The organism is Streptomyces sp. NPDC047886 (genome assembly GCF_043204435.1).
Classification (GTDB): Bacteria; Actinomycetota; Actinomycetes; order Streptomycetales; family Streptomycetaceae; genus Streptomyces.
The window spans coordinates 1-18,676 of record NZ_JBIDCF010000016.1 but is presented as its reverse complement, the minus strand read 5'-3'; the positions used below and the strand labels follow the sequence as shown (position 1 = coordinate 18,676).

At 72.2% G+C, this 18,676-nt stretch carries 14 protein-coding genes; 11 read left to right on the top strand and 3 right to left on the bottom strand.

Features of this window, described 5'->3' with window-relative positions:
- The first annotated feature begins 198 nt into the window (after positions 1–198).
- A complete protein-coding gene (locus tag ACGF5U_RS31085) occupies positions 199–414 on the top strand; it encodes an I78 family peptidase inhibitor (RefSeq protein WP_392715420.1) in 216 nt (71 codons plus the stop codon).
- Between the two features lie 97 nt (positions 415–511).
- Here the strand turns inward: ACGF5U_RS31085 and ACGF5U_RS31080 are convergent, their stop codons facing one another.
- A complete protein-coding gene (locus tag ACGF5U_RS31080) occupies positions 512–1,507 on the bottom strand; it encodes a phosphatase PAP2 family protein (RefSeq protein WP_392715419.1) in 996 nt (331 codons plus the stop codon).
- Positions 1,508–2,031: 524 nt separating this feature from the next.
- On the opposite strand from ACGF5U_RS31080, the gene ACGF5U_RS31075 reads away from it, so the two are divergent.
- Positions 2,032–3,711: an MFS transporter gene (locus ACGF5U_RS31075; RefSeq protein WP_392715418.1), complete on the top strand. Its 1,680-nt coding sequence runs from the start codon at positions 2,032–2,034 to the stop codon at positions 3,709–3,711.
- A 70-nt stretch (positions 3,712–3,781) separates the two neighbouring features.
- The gene (locus ACGF5U_RS31070; RefSeq protein WP_392715417.1) at positions 3,782–4,984 is read left to right on the top strand and encodes an acyl-CoA dehydrogenase family protein; all 1,203 of its coding nucleotides are present in this window, start codon (positions 3,782–3,784) and stop codon (positions 4,982–4,984) included.
- A gap of 19 nt (positions 4,985–5,003) precedes the next feature.
- On the opposite strand, the gene ACGF5U_RS31065 is transcribed toward ACGF5U_RS31070, so the two are convergent.
- Entirely contained in the window at positions 5,004–5,438 is a 435-nt protein-coding gene (locus ACGF5U_RS31065; protein ID WP_392715416.1) for a cell division protein SepF, read from the bottom strand.
- Positions 5,439–5,728: 290 nt separating this feature from the next.
- On the opposite strand from ACGF5U_RS31065, the gene ACGF5U_RS31060 reads away from it, so the two are divergent.
- The 4 genes from ACGF5U_RS31060 to ACGF5U_RS31045 all read left to right on the top strand — a co-directional run bounded on the left by ACGF5U_RS31060 (position 5,729) and on the right by ACGF5U_RS31045 (position 9,497).
- Complete coding sequence (locus ACGF5U_RS31060; RefSeq protein WP_392715478.1) at positions 5,729–6,982, top strand: DUF5685 family protein; 1,254 nt, start codon at positions 5,729–5,731, stop codon at positions 6,980–6,982.
- Positions 6,983–7,029: 47 nt separating this feature from the next.
- Positions 7,030–7,830 (top strand): DUF1684 domain-containing protein, encoded by an 801-nt coding sequence (locus tag ACGF5U_RS31055; RefSeq protein WP_392715415.1) that lies wholly within the window; start codon positions 7,030–7,032, stop codon positions 7,828–7,830.
- A 143-nt stretch (positions 7,831–7,973) separates the two neighbouring features.
- Positions 7,974–8,879: a S1 family peptidase gene (locus tag ACGF5U_RS31050; RefSeq protein ID WP_392715414.1), complete on the top strand. Its 906-nt coding sequence runs from the start codon at positions 7,974–7,976 to the stop codon at positions 8,877–8,879.
- Positions 8,880–9,017: 138 nt separating this feature from the next.
- Entirely contained in the window at positions 9,018–9,497 is a 480-nt protein-coding gene (locus tag ACGF5U_RS31045) for a hypothetical protein (RefSeq protein ID WP_392715413.1), read from the top strand.
- 54 nt (positions 9,498–9,551) lie between these two features.
- On the opposite strand, the gene ACGF5U_RS31040 is transcribed toward ACGF5U_RS31045, so the two are convergent.
- Complete coding sequence (locus tag ACGF5U_RS31040; protein WP_392715412.1) at positions 9,552–10,451, bottom strand: DUF4231 domain-containing protein; 900 nt, start codon at positions 10,449–10,451, stop codon at positions 9,552–9,554.
- A 230-nt stretch (positions 10,452–10,681) separates the two neighbouring features.
- On the opposite strand from ACGF5U_RS31040, the gene fxsA reads away from it, so the two are divergent.
- The 4 genes from fxsA (at position 10,682) to fxsT (ending at position 18,418) form a co-directional block, all read left to right on the top strand.
- Positions 10,682–10,846: an FxSxx-COOH cyclophane-containing RiPP peptide gene (gene fxsA, locus ACGF5U_RS31035; protein WP_392715411.1), complete on the top strand. Its 165-nt coding sequence runs from the start codon at positions 10,682–10,684 to the stop codon at positions 10,844–10,846.
- Positions 10,847–10,866: 20 nt separating this feature from the next.
- On the top strand, positions 10,867–13,047 hold the full coding sequence (fxsBH, locus tag ACGF5U_RS31030) for a radical SAM/SPASM protein FxsBH, inactivated beta-hydroxylase extension form (protein ID WP_392715410.1): 2,181 nt from the start codon (positions 10,867–10,869) through the stop codon (positions 13,045–13,047).
- Positions 13,048–13,167: 120 nt separating this feature from the next.
- Positions 13,168–14,502: an FxsC protein gene (gene fsxC, locus ACGF5U_RS31025; RefSeq protein WP_392715409.1), complete on the top strand. Its 1,335-nt coding sequence runs from the start codon at positions 13,168–13,170 to the stop codon at positions 14,500–14,502.
- Positions 14,486–18,418 carry an FxSxx-COOH system tetratricopeptide repeat protein gene (gene fxsT / locus ACGF5U_RS31020; protein WP_392715408.1) on the top strand — a complete coding sequence of 1,311 codons (3,933 nt, stop codon included), beginning with the start codon at positions 14,486–14,488 and terminating at the stop codon, positions 18,416–18,418. Before fsxC ends, fxsT begins: the two co-directional genes overlap by 17 nt.
- The last annotated feature ends 258 nt before the right edge of the window (positions 18,419–18,676 follow it).

Below are 18,676 nucleotides of genomic sequence, written 5' to 3'. Positions count from 1 at the left end.
GGGTGTGGAATGGGGCCGGAAGAGCGTCTGCGCATTTCCCGGGAAAGGGCTGTGAGCGGCTGCGGGAGTGACGAAGCCGCTGTCGCGCGCGTGTCGTGATCCTGTGACACAAGTGTGACGGCCGGTGTATGCGACCATGGTCCGGTCCTGTGCCGGGCCCGGCTTCCGTCACCGCCCGCACCCGCCTACGGTGATCCCATGGGACCCCTGCCGAACCGCCCCCCGCAGCCCGACGACAGCCCCGACACGTACATCGGCCTGAACGACAGCGACGCCGAGCGGCGGGCCCGCTCCCGGGGCTGGACCACGATCCGCTCGCTCCCGCCCGGCTCCGTCATCACGCTGGAGTACGTAGCCGGGCGCATCAACTTCGAGGTGGACCACCACACCGTGCGGCGCTGCTGGATCGGCTGACACGCCGAAGGCCCCCGGCACGCCGAAGCCCCCCGGCACGCCGAAGGCCCCGGCCGGAGAGCCGGGGCCTTCGCCATGCCGTGTCGTCCCCCGGGGGTCAGCCGCCCGTGAGCGGACGGGACCGAGGGGGCCTGCGGCTGCCCGCCGGGGTGACCGGTGTCCGCTCGGAGCGCACGATCGCGTGGTGCGTACGGGGCTGGGTGATCGTGGCCCGGACCCCGGGCGTGTGCCCGCCGCCCGCGCCCACGGGTTCGGCCTCCCGGACCGACGCGCACACCGCGGCGTCACCCGTGAGCGGCGCTCGCTGCGGGTACATGGCGGGCGGCGGCCCACCGGCGGTGACCGGCGCCGGAACCGGCGCGCGGCGCGTCCGCAGCTGCTCGCGCACGGCGAAGACCAGGGCCTCGGCACGGGCGATCAGCGGCTCGCACCAGGGCAGCCCCAGCAGGATGAGCAGACCCGCGGCCCAGCCCAGCAGGACATCGGTCAGCCAGTGTGTTCCGAGGTAGACGGTGGTCAGGCCGACCCCGAGGGCGACCACGGCCGACAGCGCCGACAGATAGCGGCGGGCCCGCGGAGTGGTGGCCAGGTAGGAGAGGATGCCCCAGGTCACCACGGCGTTGGCGGTATGTCCGGAAGGAAATATATCGCCGCCGGCGAAGAGCTCGGCCGAGCCGATCTGCGTCGCGTAGTGGGGGCCGAGCCGGCCCAGGCCGATCTTGACGGCACCCACCGTCACGTTGAGCAGCAGGAGTGCCGTGCCCAGCACCAGCAGGGGGCGCAGGGTGTGCTGTCGCCACGACCGCCAGCCGAGCCACGCCGCGACCATCACGGCGGTCGGGCCGCGCTGGCCGAGCACCACGAAGTAGTCCAGAGGGGCGTGCAGTTCCGGCCACTGCTGGTAGGGCCGGAAGAGCATGACCTTCCAGTCGATGAGGACCAGCCAGGACGAGGCGAGCACCGCCACCACGATGGCGGCGTAGAACGCCGACGTCCCGCCGAAGAGGGCGAGACGGGTGCGGCTCATCCGCGGGATCTCAATCTTCGGCGGTTCCGGCTCCCGGTCCAGTCGGGCAAAGATGTCGGTACGCACCCAATCGACGTTACAGGGAGTGAGTGTCGGGCCAGGCCGATCCGGTCTCTTTGTGATGACGATGTGATGTGGAGTGGGTATCGGAGCGTGCTTATTCCGTGCTTATCCAAAAAGCTGGGCGACGCCGTGCCCCTATTGCCGCGAGTGCCGCTAGTCGTAAGTGTGTTTGTCTGTCGAGGAAATGGTCTGCGCGGGCGGGGCGCGGGAATTCGACCGGCGTACGCGCCGGGGCCGGGGCCCCGCGCCGGCGTGTCGGCCCGGCCGCCCGGCGCGCCCGCCGGGCCGGGCGTCCCGCGCCGCGCGCACGGCCCGGCGTGTCGTACGCCACACGAGTGGGCCCGTTCGGGTGAGAGATCGGCCACCCATCACCGGCCTGACCTCACGTAGGCTGACGGTTCACTCGCCCTCCTCCAGGCTTCGACCGTGTTCGGCCCGGGGGACCCCAGAGGCCGGGCCGCCCCGTGGAACGTCCCCTCCGCGGCCGGCGCCCACCGAGTGCGAGAGATCCAGCGGGAGGTACGTACATGACCGGGACGACCACGGCCGGAGCACGGCCGAGTACCACCGGCGGCGGTACCAACCGGTGGGTCGTCCTTCTCGTCCTCTGCGTCAGCCTGTTGTTCGTCGCCCTCGACGCGACCGTCCTGCACGTCGCCGTGCCGGCCGTCACCGAGGACCTCCGCCCGAGCTCGACGGCGCTGCTGTGGATCGTCGACGCCTACCCCCTCGTGTGCGCCTCGCTGCTGATCCTGTTCGGCACGCTCGGTGACCGGATCGGGCGGCGGCGTGTCCTGCTCGCCGGGTACGCCCTGTTCGGCGTGGCGTCCGCGGTCGCGGCGCTCGCCGACACGCCGGCCGTCCTGATCGCCGCACGGGCGATGCTCGGCGTCGGCGGCGCGATGATCATGCCGGCGACGCTCTCCATCCTCCGTGCCGTCTTCCCCGACCGGCGTGAGCGGGCCACGGCCATCGGCGTCTGGACGGCCGTCGCCGCCGTCGGCGCCGCAACCGGCCCCGTGCTGGGCGGCTTCCTCGTCCAGCACTTCTGGTGGGGCTCGGTCTTCCTGATCAACATCCCGCTGATGGCGCTGATACTGCCGGTCGGCCGCTGGCTGCTGCCCGAGTCCAAGGGCAGCGGCGACGGCCCGTGGGACGTGCTCGGCGCGCTGATGGCGGCGGCCGGAGTCCTCGGCGTGGTCCTCGGCGTCAAGCGGGCCGGTGCCGGCGAGTACCTGCTCGGCCCGGCCACCGCCGGTCCGCTGCTCGTGGGCGCGCTCCTGCTGGTCCTCTTCGTACGGCGGCAGAGGCGCCACACGCATCCGCTGATCGACATGCGGCTGTTCTCGCGGGCCGCGTTCACGACGTCGGTCGGCTGCATCGTCCTCGCCATGCTGGCCCTGGTCGGCCTGGAGCTCATCGCCGTCCAGTACCTGCAACTGGTCCTGGACCTCAGCCCGCTGGAGACGGGCCTGCGGCTGCTGCCGTTGACGTTCGCCGCGATGGCCGCGGGCGCCACCGGCTCGTACACGCTGTCCCGGCTCGGTCCCCGCCGGATGGTCGGCTGGGGCTTCGTGCTGACGGCGGCGGCCGTGCTGCTGCTGGTGCCGATGGGCCACCACGACCGGCCCGTGCTCCTCACCGCCGGATTCGTCCTGCTCGGGTTCGGGCTCCAGACGACGCTGTTCGCGGCGTACGAGTCGATGCTCAGCGAGGCGCCCGCAGACAGCGCGGGCGGCGCCGCCGCGATCGGCGAGACCTCCTACCAGCTCGGCGCCGGCATGGGCATCGCCCTGCTCGGCAGCGTCATGAACGCCGCGTACGCGCCGGGACTCGCCGGTGTGCCGGGCGTTCCGGCCGCTTCGGGCGCGGCGGCGGCGAACTCGCTCGGCGAGGCGTACCAGGTGGCCGCCCAGCTCGGCGGCGCCGCCGGGGACGCGCTGCGCTCGGCGGCGCGCCACGCGTTCGTGCACGGCCTGCACGTCACGCTGCTCGTCAGCGCGGGGCTGCTGCTGCTCGGGGCGCTGATGGCGCTGCGGCTGCCGCGCGTGATGGAGACGCCGGCCGACGGGTGCGACGAGGCGGACGTCATGGAGGCCATGGAGGGGGCGCGGGCGGTGGAGTCCGTGGTCGTCGTCCCGGACGCGCGGGTTCCGGCGCGTCGTGAACCGGCCGAGACGGCACGCTCTGGACGCGCGGCACACTGAGCCGTAACGTCGGCCCGAGTCGTAACTACCACCGCTAGTTTCAGTGGTGGGCCCGCAGCCGGAGGCCCCTATGTCCGCACCCCCGAAGCTCCCGCCGTTCGACCCCCGGGACCCCCTGGGCATCGACGATCTGCTCGACCCGGAGGACCTCGCCGTCCGCGACACCGTCCGCGAATGGGCCGCCGACCGGGTGCTGCCGCACATCGCCGACTGGTACGAGAAGGGCGAGCTGCCCGGCATCCGCGACCTCGCCCGCGAGCTCGGCGCGCTCGGCGCGCTCGGCATGTCGCTGGAGGGGTACGGCTGCGCCGGCGCGAGCGCCGTCCAGTACGGACTGGCCTGTCTGGAGCTGGAGGCCGCCGACTCCGGCATCCGCTCCCTCGTCTCCGTCCAGGGCTCGCTCGCCATGTACGCCATCCACCGGTTCGGCAGCGAGGAGCAGAAGCGGCGCTGGCTGCCCTCCATGGCGGCGGGCGAGACCATCGGCTGCTTCGGGCTCACCGAACCGGACCACGGTTCCGACCCGGCGGGGATGCGGACGTACGCCAGGCGGGACGGCACCGACTGGGTGCTCAACGGCCGCAAGATGTGGATCACCAACGGTTCGGTCGCGGGCGTCGCCGTGGTGTGGGCGCGTACGTCCGACGAGGAAGGGGGCGCGATCCGCGGCTTCGCCGTGCCGACGGACACTCCCGGCTTCTCGGCCCCCGAGATCAGGCACAAGTGGTCGCTGCGCGCGAGCGTCACCAGCGAACTGGTCATGGACGACGTGCGGCTGCCCGCCGACGCCGTGCTGCCCGGTGTCACGGGGCTGAAGGGCCCGCTCAGCTGTCTGTCCCATGCCCGCTACGGCATCGTCTGGGGCGCGATGGGCGCCGCGCGGGCGTCGTTCGAGGCCGCGCTCGACTACGCGCGCGTCCGGGAGCAGTTCGGCCGGGCCATCGGCGGCTTCCAGCTCACCCAGGCCAAGCTGGCCGACATGGCGGTGGAACTGCACAAGGGCGTCCTGCTCGCCCATCATCTCGGGCGGCGGATGGACGCGGGGCGCCTGCGTCCCGAGCAGGTCAGTTTCGGCAAGCTGAACAACGTGCGGGAGGCGATCGAGATCTGCCGTACCGCCCGCACGATCCTCGGTGCCAACGGGATCTCCCTCGAATACCCCGTCATGCGGCACGCGACGAACCTCGAATCGGTGCTCACCTACGAGGGCACCGTCGAAATGCACCAGCTGGTGCTGGGCAAGGCGCTCACCGGGCTCGACGCCTTCCGGTGAGGCGTCCGCCGGGGCACCCCTAGCTCTGGTTGAAGAAGCCGTCCTCGGCGCGGCCCCCGGGCTCCCCGTTGACGATCTCCGTGTCCGCGGGCGTCAGCAGGAAGACCCGGGTGGCCACGCGCTCGATGGAACCCCGCAGGCCGAAGGTCAGACCGGCCGCGAAGTCGACGACACGCTTGGCGTCGGAGGGCTCCATGGAGGTGAGGTTCATGATCACGGGGACGCCGTCCCGGAACAGCTCGCCGATGGTGCGGGCGTCCCGGAAGCCGTCGGGGGAGACCGTGGCGATCCGGCGGCCCTCCTCGGCGGCGCTCTCGGAGGCGACCCGTACGCGCGGGTCGGTCACCCAGGCGTCGCCGTTGCGGTCACCCTCGGCGTACTCGTCGTCGTAGTAGCGCTCGTCGTTGTCCTCGACGAGTCCCAGCCAGGCACTCGCCTTGCGCACCGATCCCATGGACGCCTCCTTTCGTCGCGGTCACTTGTGGTTCCGCTGTTGCCTATGGTCGTCCATCATCCGGATCGCGCGCCAAGTGGATAGTCGCCGCGCGAGGGTTTCGTGACGGTACTGGTGCAGAAGATGTGGCGATTCGTCAAGGTTCTTCCCACGTAGGGGCCCTGGGAGGCCTCTTCCGTAACTCAAATATGAAATTCAGCCCGGATGGGTGAGCGAGGAGGCGTATGGGTGAACGAACCACGCTCGGTACGATGCCCGGCGCACCATCGAACGACTCCCGGGGGAACGCCGTGTTCGGAATCGTCAGGCCCTGCTCGCACCGGCTCACCCACGGGCTCAAGACCGAGTGGATGGCCCATCTCTGCGGGCTCTGCCTGGCACTTCGCGCCGACCACGGCCAGTTCGCCCGGGTCGCGACCAACTACGACGGCCTCATCGTCTCGGTTCTGACGGAGGCTCAGTGCGCCCCGGACCGCGCCGCCAGGCGCACGGCCGGACCCTGCCCCCTGCGAGCCCTGCGCACCGCGCCGGTCGCCCGGGGCGAGGGCGCACGGCTCGCCGCGGCCGTCTCCCTGGTCCTCGCGTCGGCGAAGGTACGTGACCATGTCGCCGACGGCGACGGGCTGCTGGCCCGCCGCCCCATGGCGGCCGCCGCCCGCCGCGTCGCGCACCGCTGGGACCGGGCGGGGGCCCGGGCCGGGCGGGAGCTCGGCTTCGACACCGCCCTCCTCGTCGACGCCGTGGACCGGCAGCCGGGCATCGAGGCGGCGGCCCGGCTGGGCACCCCTCTGCTGACGGTGACCGAGCCCACCGAGACGGCCACCGCGGCGGCCTTCGCCCACACCGCCGTCCTCGCCGGCAGGCCGGGGAACGTGGCACCGCTCAGCGAGGCGGGACGGCTCTTCGGGCGGCTCGCGCACCTGCTGGACGCCGTGGAGGACCTGGAGGCCGACGCCGCGTCCGGCGCCTGGAACCCCCTCACCGCTACCGGCACCTCCCTGGCCGAGGCGCGGCGGCTCGCGGACGACGCGGTGCACGGCATCAGGCTCGCGCTGGGGGACGCGGAGTTCACCGACGACCGGCTGCTGCACACGCTGCTCGCGCACGAGCTGCGGCGGTCGGTGGACCGGGCGTTCGCCACGACGACGTGCGCGCACCAGGGGCACGGCGGCTGGCAGGGCACACCCCCGCCGGGCAACCCCTACCAGGGAGGCCCCCATCAGGGAGGCCCCCATCAGGGAGGCGCCTCCGGCCCGTACGGGGGCCCGCACGGCGGCCCGTACGGGGGCGGGCAGCCGGGCGGCCCCGGCGGTCCGGGGGGTCCCGGCGGGCTGCCGCCGGGCTTCGGCGGCGAACAGCCCCGGCGCAAGCCGCCGCGCGGCCTCCTGGCCGGCTGCGCCGCCTTCACCTGGCTGTTCTGCACCTGCCGCATCTGCTGCGCCAAGGAGTACGAGGGCCCCTGGTCCCGTAAGAGGCGCAAGGGCTCCTGCCGCAACGCGGACGACGCCTGCGACGTCTGCGAGTGCTGCTGTTGCGACAGCTGAGACGTCGCACCCCCGGGGCGCCCGGCCCGTGTGCGACGCTGGACCGCATGAGCAGCGACCCCGAGCAGGACTGGAAGAACTGGCACGCGTGGCGCACCGCCCAGGTTTCGGCGCCATACGGCCCGCTCTCCCTCACCGGCACCCACTGGCTCGCCGACCACCCGGAGGGCGTCGTCCCCGGCGTGCCGGGCACCTGGCGCGAGGACGGCGACGAGGTCGTCCTCAGCGCCCGGGCGTCGGACGGCGTCACCGTGGACGGCCGCCCGCTGGCCGGTGACGTCCGGCTGACCGCCGACCACACCCCCATCCCCGAGTCCCGGGTAGCGGCCGCCGGACGGCGGCTGGTGGTCCTGCGCCGCGAGGGGCGGTGGGCGGTACGCGACTTCGACCCCGACGCGCCGGCGCGGCGCGCCTTCACGGGCATCGAGGCCACACCGTACGACCCGCGCTGGGTGGTGCCCGGGACCTTCCACCCGTACGAGCGGGCCCTCAGCGTGCGCGTCGAGAACGCCGACGGGCGGGAACGCGGCCTCGGCCTCGCCGGCGAACTGGCCTTCACGCTCGACGGAACCGAACACACACTCCGCGTCGCCGTGGAGGAGGACGGCTCGCTGTGGGCCGTGTTCGCCGACGCCACCAGCGGCCACGGCAGCTACCGCTTCCGGTTCCTGCGCCCCACCCCACCGGCCCCCACCGGCACCGTCACGGTCGACTTCAACCGCACACTGCTGCCGCCGTGCGCCTTCGCCGACCACTTCATCTGTCCCTTCCCGCCTCCGGGCAACACCCTCCCGGTCGCCGTCCCGGCGGGCGAGCGCCGTGTCGAAGGGAACGGATCCGGCCGGTAGGCCCCCTTGCGCGGCCGGTTGACCGTGCCAATACTCCCGAGCAGCGCTTGTCGGGGGCCGCCGTGTGCCGAGTGCCCCCGGCTGCGCCTCACCGGGCCCGGCACCCCACGGCGGGCCCCCGATTCCCCTCGGGAGGAACGAACGTGAGGATCAAGCGCACGACCCCCCGCAGAGGCACGGCCGGACGGAGCCGGCTCATAGCCGTCGCCGCCGGTCTCGCCGCCGCCGCGGCGACCCTCGCGGTACCCGCCGCGAACGCCGACGCGCCGAAGACGTTCAGCGCCGCCCAGTTGTCCGCCGCGGGCTCCGCCGTCCTCGCCGCCGACGTCGCGGGCACCGCCTGGCACGTGGACGACACGACCGGAACCCTGGTCGTGACGGCCGACTCGACCGTCTCCCGGGCCGACATCGCCCGGATCAAGCGACAGGCCGGCGCCAACGCCGCGGCGCTGCGTATCGAACGCACCCCCGGAACCTTCTCCCCGTACATCTCGGGCGGCGACGCCGTGTACGCCACCAGCTGGCGCTGCTCCCTCGGCTTCAACGTCCGCGACAGGTCCGGCGCCGAGTACTTCCTGACGGCCGGTCACTGCACGGACGGCGCCGGCACCTGGTACGCCAACTCCGGCCGGAGCACCGTCCTCGGACCGACCGCCGGCTCCAGCTTCCCCGGCAACGACTACGGCATCGTGCGCTACTCCAACGCGGACATCACCAGGCCCGGAACCGTCGGGAACGTGGACATCACCGCCGCCGGTGACGCGCGCGTCGGCATGTCCGTCACCCGCCGAGGCTCCACCACCGGCACCCACAGCGGCACGGTGACCGGCCTCAACGCCACGGTCAACTACGGCGGCGGCGACATCGTCCGCGGCATGATCCGTACCAACGTCTGCGCCGAACCCGGCGACAGCGGCGGACCGCTCTACTCCGGCGGCCTGGCCATCGGCCTGACCTCCGGCGGCAGCGGCAACTGCCGTACCGGCGGCACCACCTTCTACCAGCCGGTCCCCGAGGCCCTGCGCGCGTACGGGGTCGACATCTACTGACACGGGCGGACGCACCGCCCGGCCGCCGGCACGGACAGACCGGGTCACGTCGAACCCCCGCCCGCCGCGGCGGGGGTTCGACTGCTGACCGCGTTCGAGAGGATGTGAGAGCGGTCGGCCACAGGAGAGCGGGGACGGATGAAACGCATCGGAGTGACCGGTCACAGGCACATCCCCGCCGCACTGCAGTCGTACGTGCGCGCCGCCATCCTCGCGGTCTTCGACGGCCATGAGGGCTCCCTCGAAGCCCTCTCCAGCCTGGCAGTCGGCGCCGACACGCTCTTCGCGGACGCCGCCCTGGCCAGCGGCGCCGAACTGACGGTGGTCGTCCCCAGCGGCGACTACGAGGAAGGCTTCACCGACCCCGCCGAACTCGCCCGCTACCGATGCCTCAAGGCGCGCGCCTCGCGCGAGGTGCGCATGGCGTTCCCGCACTCCACCGACGAGGCGTACTACGCGGCCGGCGCCTACATCGCCGACCACTGCGACCGGCTGCTGGCCGTCTGGGACGGCCGGCCGGCCCGGGGGCTCGGCGGCACGGGCGACATCGTGCGCTACGCCCGTGCCCTCGGCAAACCGGTGACGGTCATCTGGCGCGACGGTGTCGAACGCGCCTGACCGCCCCGGCACCGCGCCGTGCCGTTCCCGGCACCGTGCCGCCCCCGGTCCGGGCTATCTGCGGTGCTGGACCAGCCAGTCGGTGTGCTGGGGCGAGACGATGCGCTCGGTCTCGTACACCGCCGCCGACCAGGTCTCGTCGGTCACCATCGTCTCCATCGCCGTGTGCAGCGCCGCCAGGTCCTCCTCCACCAGCGAGTGGGCGGCTATCAGCGGCTGGTGGCGGCGGATCTCGCTCCACGCGACACCGGACGCGGCCGCGGCGGACAGCAGCCCGGCCAGCCGTGGCGCCTCACCGACCGAGAAGGTCTGGAGCACCCCGAGGAGCAGGGCCAGCAGGGTGAGCGCGACGGTCGACGCGGACCAGAGCGCGGTCGCCCGGCGCGACACCACGGCCCGCCTGTGGTACCAGTTGCGCTGCTCGATCAGCCGGTCCCTGACGTACGTCTCCTTGCGTACCCGGAAGGGCTTGCCGCGCAGCATCCGCATGGCCGGGGTGATGAGTTCCACCCCGGTCGCCTTCTCCGCCTCCCGTGGATCGTGCCAGCCGACCTTCCGCAGCTCGCCGAGGCCCTCCTCGAGTCGCGCGAGGAAAACCCCGTCCGCGTCGGGGGAGTCGGCCTCGAAAGGCGATCCGTGCACCGCGTACCGCCACGACATGGACTTGATGAACTCCGCTGCTGAGCGGTTCAGTTGCCAGTGCGACTTTGCTCGGCGCCGTGAGGCGCGATAGGTGACCAGCAGCACACCCGCGTACGCCGACGCGCCCAGCGCGCCCGCGAGTTGGAACGTGCTCCCGATCCGCCAGCCGCCCGGCACGGCGGCCAGGCAGGCTCCCAGGACGAGAAGCAGCAGCTGGAGGCGGGTGGCCTGGACCGCCTCACGCTGCCGGGAGACGGCTATCTCGTCGGTCCGGTGGAACAGTGGCGGAAGATCCGCGTTTCGGAACACCATGCTCTGGAGTGGGCCCTGATACCCGGCCATCCGCACCCCCGTCTGCGATTTTGTCGTCACTCTTTCGATGGAATGGCTTGTTCCGGGTGGGTCGGGGAATACTGGCGCAACGCTTTTGATTCATCCCCTTGCGCTGATTTGCTGTAGGTGGCCACGAGAGTAAAGTCGTGCCGCCGACACTGCAACGGTGCGGTTCCGCAGATCGACCCACTTCCTCAAGGACGGCCGCCGTGAGCTTTCAGACTTCTGTGACCTTCGCCGGTGCGAAGAAGAACCGTGTCCCCCTCGCCGAGATCGACGTACGGGGGGCGGACGCCGCCAAGAAGCTCAGCCGTGTCCTGCCCGCCGGTGACGACCGCACACCGCGGGTCTCGACGTTCAACTCCGCGCTCTGAACCGGCTCTAGACTGGTGGAATGACCGGCCCACTGGCCCCATTCCGAGAGATCGTTCTCAAGGTCCACAGCCGATGTGATCTCGCCTGTGACCATTGCTATATCTACGAACACGCAGATCAGAGCTGGCGTACCCGCCCGAAGGCGATCTCTGACGAGGCGATTTCCCAGGCAGCTCTGCGACTGGCCGAGCATGCCGAGAACCATGCCCTGCCCTCCGTGTCAGTGATCCTGCACGGAGGGGAGCCCCTGCTGGCCGGTCCCGCGCGACTGCGCCGCGTGTGCGCCGAACTCCGCCGGGCCCTGGATCCCGTCACCGACCTCGACCTGCGGATCCACACCAACGGCCTGCAACTCAGCCCCCGCTACCTCGATCTCTTCGACGAGTACGGCGTCAAGGTGGGCGTCTCCCTCGACGGCGACAAGACCGCCAACGACCGCCACCGCCGCTTCGCCGACGGCCGCAGCAGCCATCCGCTCGTCCTCCGGGCCGTCGAACTGCTCCACGAGGAGCGCTACCGCCATCTCGACCTCGGTCTCCTGTGCACCATCGACGTCGCCAACGACCCGGTCGCGGTCTACGACGCGCTCACCGCGCTCGACCCGCCGCGCATCGACTTCCTGCTGCCGCACGCCACCTGGGAGGCCCCGCCTCCCCGTCCCGACGGCTCGGCCACCGCGTACGCCGACTGGATCCTCGCCGTCTTCGACCGCTGGGACGCCCAGGGGCGGCCCGTGCCCGTCCGGCTCTTCGCATCGGTGCTCTCCACCCTGAGCGGCGGGCCCAGCCTCACCGAGTCCCTCGGCCTGGCACCGACCGACCTCGTGGTCATCGAGACCGACGGCACCCTCGAACAGGTCGACTCCCTCAAGAGCGCCTACGACGGCGCCGCCGCCACCGGATACAACGTCTTCGACCACTCCCTCGACGAGGTCGCCGCCCACCCCGGCGTCCGGGCCCGCCAACTCGGCCTCGCCGGCGTCGGCGACACCTGCCGCCGCTGCCCCGTCGTCCGCTCCTGCGGCGGCGGCCTCTACACCCACCGCTACAGCGCCGCCGCCGGCTTCGACAACCCGTCGGTCTACTGCGCCGACCTGGAGGCGCTGGTGCGCGGCATCGAGGACCGCACCGCCGTCCGCCTCGCGTCCCCCTCGGTCACCGACCCCGGCGCGCTCACCGACGAGCAGCACGACCTGACCCGCGTCCTGCTCGCCGAGCTGCACAGCGCGCTCGACGGGCGCGGCGGCGACGACTGGGCCGAGGCATGGGAGTCCGCGGGCACCGTGGAACGGCGGACGGACGCGCTGGACGACGTACTCGCCCACCCCTACACCCGCACCTGGCTGCTGGACTGCCTCGACGCCCTGAGCCAGGGCCGCCCCGCCCCGGCACGGCACCTCGGCAGGTACGTCGCGGCGGCCGCGGTACGGGGCGGACTCGACCTCCCGGTCCGGGTGCCCCACGACGGCGGAGCCCTCCACCTGCCCACCCTCGGCACGGTCCTGCTGCCCGGCGGCGAAGGCCCCGTCGAGGTGCGGGCCACCGGCACCGGGTTCCTGGTACGGGCGTCCGGCGCCGAACGGCACATCGCGCCGGACGACGGCCCGGGGCCCGGATGGCTGCCGCTGCGGCACGCCGGAGCCTTCGTCGTCGACGACCTCGACCCGTACCGCGCGTGCCACGACAGCCGCGAAGCGGGCCGGCTCACCGACGCGCGGGCCGCCGACTGGGCCGCCCGGCTCGACGCCGCCTGGGCGCTGCTGCGGGACACCGTCCCGGCCCAGGCCGCCGATGCCGCGGCGCTGCTCACCACGCTCACCCCGCTGACCGGTGGGGACGCCTCCGTCGGCCGCCACGCCGTCGGCGCGCTCGGCGTCCCCCTCCACGGCGACCCCGCCACGCTGGCGCGGGCCCTGCTGCGCGGCCTGCGGCGCGCCAGGCTGCGGGCGTTGCTGGACGTCACGGACCTGTACGCGCTGGACGGCGGCTGGCTCCACCCGGCGCCGTGGCAGGAGGAGCCCGTCCCCGTCTCCGTGCTGCTGGCCGGGGCGGACGAGCGCGTCGGCCTCGCGGCGTACGAACCCGGCCATGCCGATCACGCGGCCCGCGCGCTGGACCTGCTGGAGCACGCGGCCGAGCTCACCGTCAGCGGCAAACTCCTGCTGGCCGGGCTGCGGAAAGAGGCCGGAGACCGACGATGACTGAAAAGCGGCGTTGAATGACTGAACGTCGCGGACGTGGAGCGAACCCTGCTCCGGAATGATTGATGAGACGTATCCTTCCCATCCGGATACGAGCGTTCACAGCAGGACGGGGGTCGCGTGCACGCGTCATCGCAGCAGCGAGCGGCGGACCATCGGCCGTACTTCTTCTTGAGTTACGCGCATACGCCGAGATACGAGGCCGGAGGTCCGGACCCCGACATGTGGGTCGAGCGGCTCTTCCGCGACTTATGCGGCCATGTGATGGCCATGACCGACCTGCCGGCCGGGGCACCGGCCGGATTCATGGACCGGGAGATACGCTCCGGCGAAGGCTGGTCGGAACGGCTCGGCGAAGTCCTCGCCAGCTGCCGGGTCTTCGTCCCCCTCTTCTCGCCGCGCTACTTCGCCAGCGAGATGTGCGGCAAGGAATGGTTCGCCTTCGCCCGCCGCGCGATCTACGACGGCGCCAAACAGAACAGATCCCTGGACGCCATCGTCCCCGCCCTCTGGGTACCCGTCCCGCCCGAACAACTCCCCGGACCCGCCGAACGGCTCCAGTTCAACCACCGGGATTTCGGCGACCGCTATGTCACCGACGGACTGTACGGACTGATCAAACTCCGGATATTCGCCGAGGAGTACGAACGGGCCGTCTACGAACTGGCCAAACGCATCGTCTCCGTCGCCGACGGCGTCGCCCTCGGCCCCGGCCGCCCCGTCGACTACCGCCAGGTCCCCAGCGCCTTCGGCGCCCCCGGCAGCGGCCCCAGACCCATCCAGGTCACCGTCGCCGCACCCACCCGGCACGACCTCCCCGACGGCCGCGTGGCCGACTACTACGGCGAGATGCCGCAGGACTGGAACCCGTACCACCCGGAATCGTCCCGGCCCCTCGCCTACGTCACCGAGGACCTCGTCCGCTCCCTCAACTACCAGGCGAACGTCTCCTCCTTCGACCACGACACCGTCCCCCTGGACAGCAAACAGCCGCCCAGTCGCCCCGAGATCCTGCTCGTCGACCGCTGGGCGCTCCAGGACGAGGAACGCCGCCGCAGACTCGCCGCGTTCGACGCCGAACACCGCCCCTGGGTCAGCGTCGTCGTCCCCTGGAACCGGATGGACCACCAGAGCCGGGCGGCCGAGACACAGCTCGCCGACACGCTGGAACACACCATGCCGGTCAAGATGGGCCAGGGCCGCGCCGCCAGCCGTGCCGCCGCCCGGGGCGTACCGAGCATGGAGGCGTTCGGCCAGATCCTGCCCCAGGTGGTGGAGGCCGCCGCGCAGCAGTACCTCAGGCATGCCGCGGTGTACCCGCCGGCGGGCGGCCGGCACACCGAGCGGCCCAGGCTGCGCGGCCCGATGGCCGGCGAATTCGGCACCACGCACTTCATCCCCGAGACGCACGAGATCGCGCCCGATGCGGAGGACCCGGATGACAGCCAGTCGTGATGGACGCATCGTCACCTTCTACTCGTACAAGGGTGGAACGGGACGGACGATGGCCCTGGCCAACACGGCGTGGATTCTCGCCGCGAACGGCAAGCGGGTGCTGGCCGTCGACTGGGACCTGGAAGCCCCCGGCCTGCACCGTTTCTTCCACCCCTTCCTCGACCCGTCCACCCTCGGCGCCACCACCGGCGTCATCGACCTGATCACCGAATACGCCTGGGCCGCCACCAGTCCCGCGCAGCGGCCCGACGACTGGCACCGTGACTACGCGCGTATCCAGCCGCACGCCGTCTCCCTCACCCCCGAGGCGCTCGGCTGGGAGTTCCCCGACGGCGGCACCCTCGACTTCGTCTCCGCCGGCCGCCAGAACCGCGAATACTCCGCGACCGTCTCCACCTTCGACTGGGACAACTTCTACGACAGGCTCGGCGGCGGGCACTTCTTCGACGCCCTCCGCGACGACATGAAGGCCAACTACGACTACGTCCTGATCGACAGCCGCACCGGTCTCAGCGACATCGCCGACATCTGCACCGTCCACCTGCCCGACGTCCTGGTCGACTGCTTCACGCTCAGCGACCAGTCCATGGACGGCGCCGCCGCCGTCGCCCGCCAGATCGACGAGCGGTACGGCGGCCGGGGCATCCGCATCTTCCCCGTACCGATGCGCATCGACGAGGGCGAGAAGGAGAAGGCCGACGCGGGCCGCGCCCTGGCCCGGCTCAAGTTCGACGGCTTCCCCACCGGGATGCGGGGCGAGGAACTCGCCTCCTACTGGGGTGCCGTGGAGATCCCCTACCGGCCCTACTACGCCTACGAGGAGACCCTCGCCACCTTCGGCGACGACGCCGGCATCGCCAACTCCCTGCTGTCCGCCTTCGAACGGCTCACCGCCGTCATCACCGAGCAGCGGGTCACCGCCATGCCCTCCGTCGAGGAGGAGGTACGGCTGCGGATCCGGGACGCCTTCACCCGGCGCAGGCCCGCCATGCCCGCCGACCTGTTCCTCTCGTACGTCGCCGAGAACCGCATGTGGGCCGACTGGATCGAGTCCGTCCTCACCCGCGCCGGCTTCCGGGTCGTCCCCCGCGACGTGTCCGCCGACCCCGCCACCACCCCGGGCGCCGGCGCGTACGCCCCCGAGAACGCCGCCCGCACCGTCGTCCTGCTCTCCAGCGCCTACCTGAAGTCCGCGCGCGCCGTCGAGGTCTGGGAACGGGCCGCCGCCGAGGACCCCGGCGGCGGGCGCCGCCATCTGCTGCCGCTGCGCGTCGGCGACGTCCGGCTCACCACCCCGTACATCGACCGCAACCCCGTCGACCTGTTCCGGCTCGACGAGGTCCACGCCACCACCGCCCTGCTCCGCGCCCTCGACCGGCCCGTACAGCTCACCGACGGCGTGCCGCCGGGCCCCAGGTTCCCGGGCACCGTGCCGAAGATCTGGAACGCGCCGCCCCGCAACCCCGGCTTCACCGGCCGGTCCTCCGTCCTGGAACGGATGCGCGACCAGCTCGGCGGCGGCATGGCCGTCGTCCTGCCCCAGCCGCAGACCCTGTACGGACTCGGCGGCGTCGGCAAGACCCAGGTCGCCCTGGAGTACGTGCACCGGTTCATGGCCGACTACGACCTCGTCTGGTGGATGTCCGCCGAACAGACCGACGACGTGATCGCCTCCCTCGCCGAACTCGCCGTACGCCTCGGCGCCCAGGGCGGCGAGGACATGGCGGCCGCCTCCCAGGAGGCCGTCGACCTGCTGCGGCGCGGCGTGCCGTCCCACCGCTGGCTGCTCGTCTTCGACAACGCCGACGACCCCGACCAGCTCAAACGCTTCTTCCCGACCGGCGGCCACATCCTCGTCACCTCCCGGAACCAGACCTGGTCGCAGTACGGGGACGCCCTGCCCGTCGACGTCTTCCGGCGCGAGGAGTCCATCGAACACCTCCAGCGCCGGGCCAGGGGCCTGAGCGCCGACGACGCCGACAAGGTCGCCGACGCCGTCGGCGACCTGCCGCTCGCCGTCGAACAGGCCGCCGCCTGGATCGCGGAGACCGCGACCCCCGTCTCCGACTACCTGGAACAGCTCGAACAGGCCGCCGCCAGCACCCTGGCGCTGAACCAGCCCGCCGGCTACCCCGAGCCGGTCGCCGCGACCTGGAACGTCTCCATCGAACGGCTCAAGGAACGCTCACCCGCCGCCGTGCGGCTGCTCCAGCTGTGCGCGTTCTTCGCGCCCGAGCCGATCCACGCCAACCTGCTGTACAGCAAGGAGATGATCAAAGCCCTCAAGCCGTACGACCCCGCGCTCCAGGAGAAACTGGTGCTCGGCCGGATCATCCGGGAGATCGGCCGGTTCGCCCTCGCCAAGGTCGACCAGGTCTCCAACTCCATCCAGGTCCACCGGCTCGTGCAGGCCGTCATCCGCTCCCAGCTCACCGACGAGGAACAGCAGGAGGCCCGGCACGCCGTGCACCGCGTCCTCGCCGGGGCCCGCCCCGACGACGACGAGCCCATCGACAACCCGTCGACCTGGCCCCGCTTCAACACCATCTGGCCCCACCTCGCCACATCCGAGGCCCGCTACTGCAAGGAACCGGAGACCCGCAGGCTGCTCATCGACCGGGTCCGCTACCTGTGGAAGCGCGGCGACTGGCAGACCGCCTGGACCCTCGGCAGCGACCTGCGCGAAGCCTGGCGCGACATGCTCGGCGACGACGACATCCAGTACCTCTACCTGCGCTTCCACCTCTCCAACATCCTGCGCTCGCAAGGCCGCTACGTGGAGGCCAGAGAGCTCGACGAGGTCACCCTGGAGCGGCAGCGCGCCGTACTCGGCCCGTCCCATCCGCACACCTACATGACCACCAGCGGACTCGCCATGGACCTGGGCACGCTCGGCCAGTACGGCAGGGCCATGGAACTGGCCACCGAGGCCCACGAGGGCTTCAGCCAGATCTTCCACGAGTCGCACCCGCGGACCCTCGCCGCCGCCAACAACCTGGCGCTGAACCTGCGGATGGTCGGGCAGTACGCCCGCGCCCGCGAGATCGACCAGGACGTCTTCGACCGGCGCACCGAAGTGCTCGGCGCCGACCACCCGTACACCCTGTCATCGGCCACCTCGCTCGCCCGCGACCTGCGGGAGGTCGGCCGGTACGAGGACTCCGTGGCGCTGCTCAGCCGTACGTACGCCAGCTACAAGGCGACCCTCGGCCGGTCCTTCCCCGGCACCCTCGCCGCGGCGAAGAGCCTCGCCGTGTCCCTGCGGCGCGCCGGACAGCTGGACGACGCCCGGCGGCTGACCACCGCCACCCGCAACCGCTACCGCGCGAAGTACACATCGGCCAACCCGGACTCGCTCGCCTGCGACCTGAACCTGGCGGCCGACCTGTACGCCGCGGGCGAGCCCGTCGCCGCCCGGGACCTGGCGCAGGAGGTCGTCGACCAGTACATGAAGGTGCCGGGGGAGCGGCACCCCTACACGCTCGCCGCGCTCAACAACCTCGGCATCTACCAGTGGGGATGCGGGGCGCCTGAGGTCGCGGAACAGTTGCTCCAGAACGCGCTGGGCGCGATGCGGAAGGTGCTCGGCGACACCCATCCGCACGCGCTGTTCTGCACCGTCAACCTCGCCAACGCCTTTGCCGACCTCGGCGAGCTCGACCAGGCGCTGGAGATCGAACGGCGGACCGTGGCGGCGCTGCGGGAGGTGCTGGGCGCGCACCACCCCGAGGTGCTGGCCGTCGCGTCCAACATGTCCGTCACGCTCGGCGCGCTCGGCCGCAAGGACGAGGCCGCGGTGCTGCGGGCCGAGACCGCGGACGAGCTGTCCCGGCAGCTGGGCGACGACCACGGGCTGACCCGGCTCGCGCGCGACGAGCGTCGCGTCCATCGTGATCTGGAGCCGCTGGCCGTGTAGTTCTTCTGTTGCGGGGCGGTGGGTGGGTGTGGGTGGGTGGGTGGGGGTGGTGTTCCCTTCGTCCGGTGGGGGGTCGGGGGGGGGGGGGGGGGGGCGGCCCGGGGGGGGGGGGGGGGGGGGGGGGGGGGGGGGGGGGGGGGGGGGGGGCGCCCCCCCCCCCCCCCCGGGTCCTGGACCGGAGCGGTCAGACGTCCTCGGCCCAGCGGCCGGTGCGCCAGCCGTCGAGGTCGTAGTCGTCCATGCACTTCTGGACGAGGT

Coding starts and splice junctions, on each gene's coding strand:
- ACGF5U_RS31075 (WP_392715418.1), top strand. CDS start 2,032: ATGACCGGGACGACCACGGCCGGAGCACGGCCGAGTACCACCGGCGGC.
- ACGF5U_RS31055 (WP_392715415.1), top strand. CDS start 7,030: ATGAGCAGCGACCCCGAGCAGGACTGGAAGAACTGGCACGCGTGGCGC.
- ACGF5U_RS31085 (WP_392715420.1), top strand. CDS start 199: ATGGGACCCCTGCCGAACCGCCCCCCGCAGCCCGACGACAGCCCCGAC.
- fxsT (WP_392715408.1), top strand. CDS start 14,486: ATGACAGCCAGTCGTGATGGACGCATCGTCACCTTCTACTCGTACAAG.
- ACGF5U_RS31065 (WP_392715416.1), bottom strand. CDS start 5,438: ATGGGATCGGTGCGCAAGGCGAGTGCCTGGCTGGGACTCGTCGAGGAC.
- ACGF5U_RS31070 (WP_392715417.1), top strand. CDS start 3,782: ATGTCCGCACCCCCGAAGCTCCCGCCGTTCGACCCCCGGGACCCCCTG.
- fxsBH (WP_392715410.1), top strand. CDS start 10,867: ATGACCGGCCCACTGGCCCCATTCCGAGAGATCGTTCTCAAGGTCCAC.
- ACGF5U_RS31045 (WP_392715413.1), top strand. CDS start 9,018: ATGAAACGCATCGGAGTGACCGGTCACAGGCACATCCCCGCCGCACTG.
- ACGF5U_RS31040 (WP_392715412.1), bottom strand. CDS start 10,451: ATGGTGTTCCGAAACGCGGATCTTCCGCCACTGTTCCACCGGACCGAC.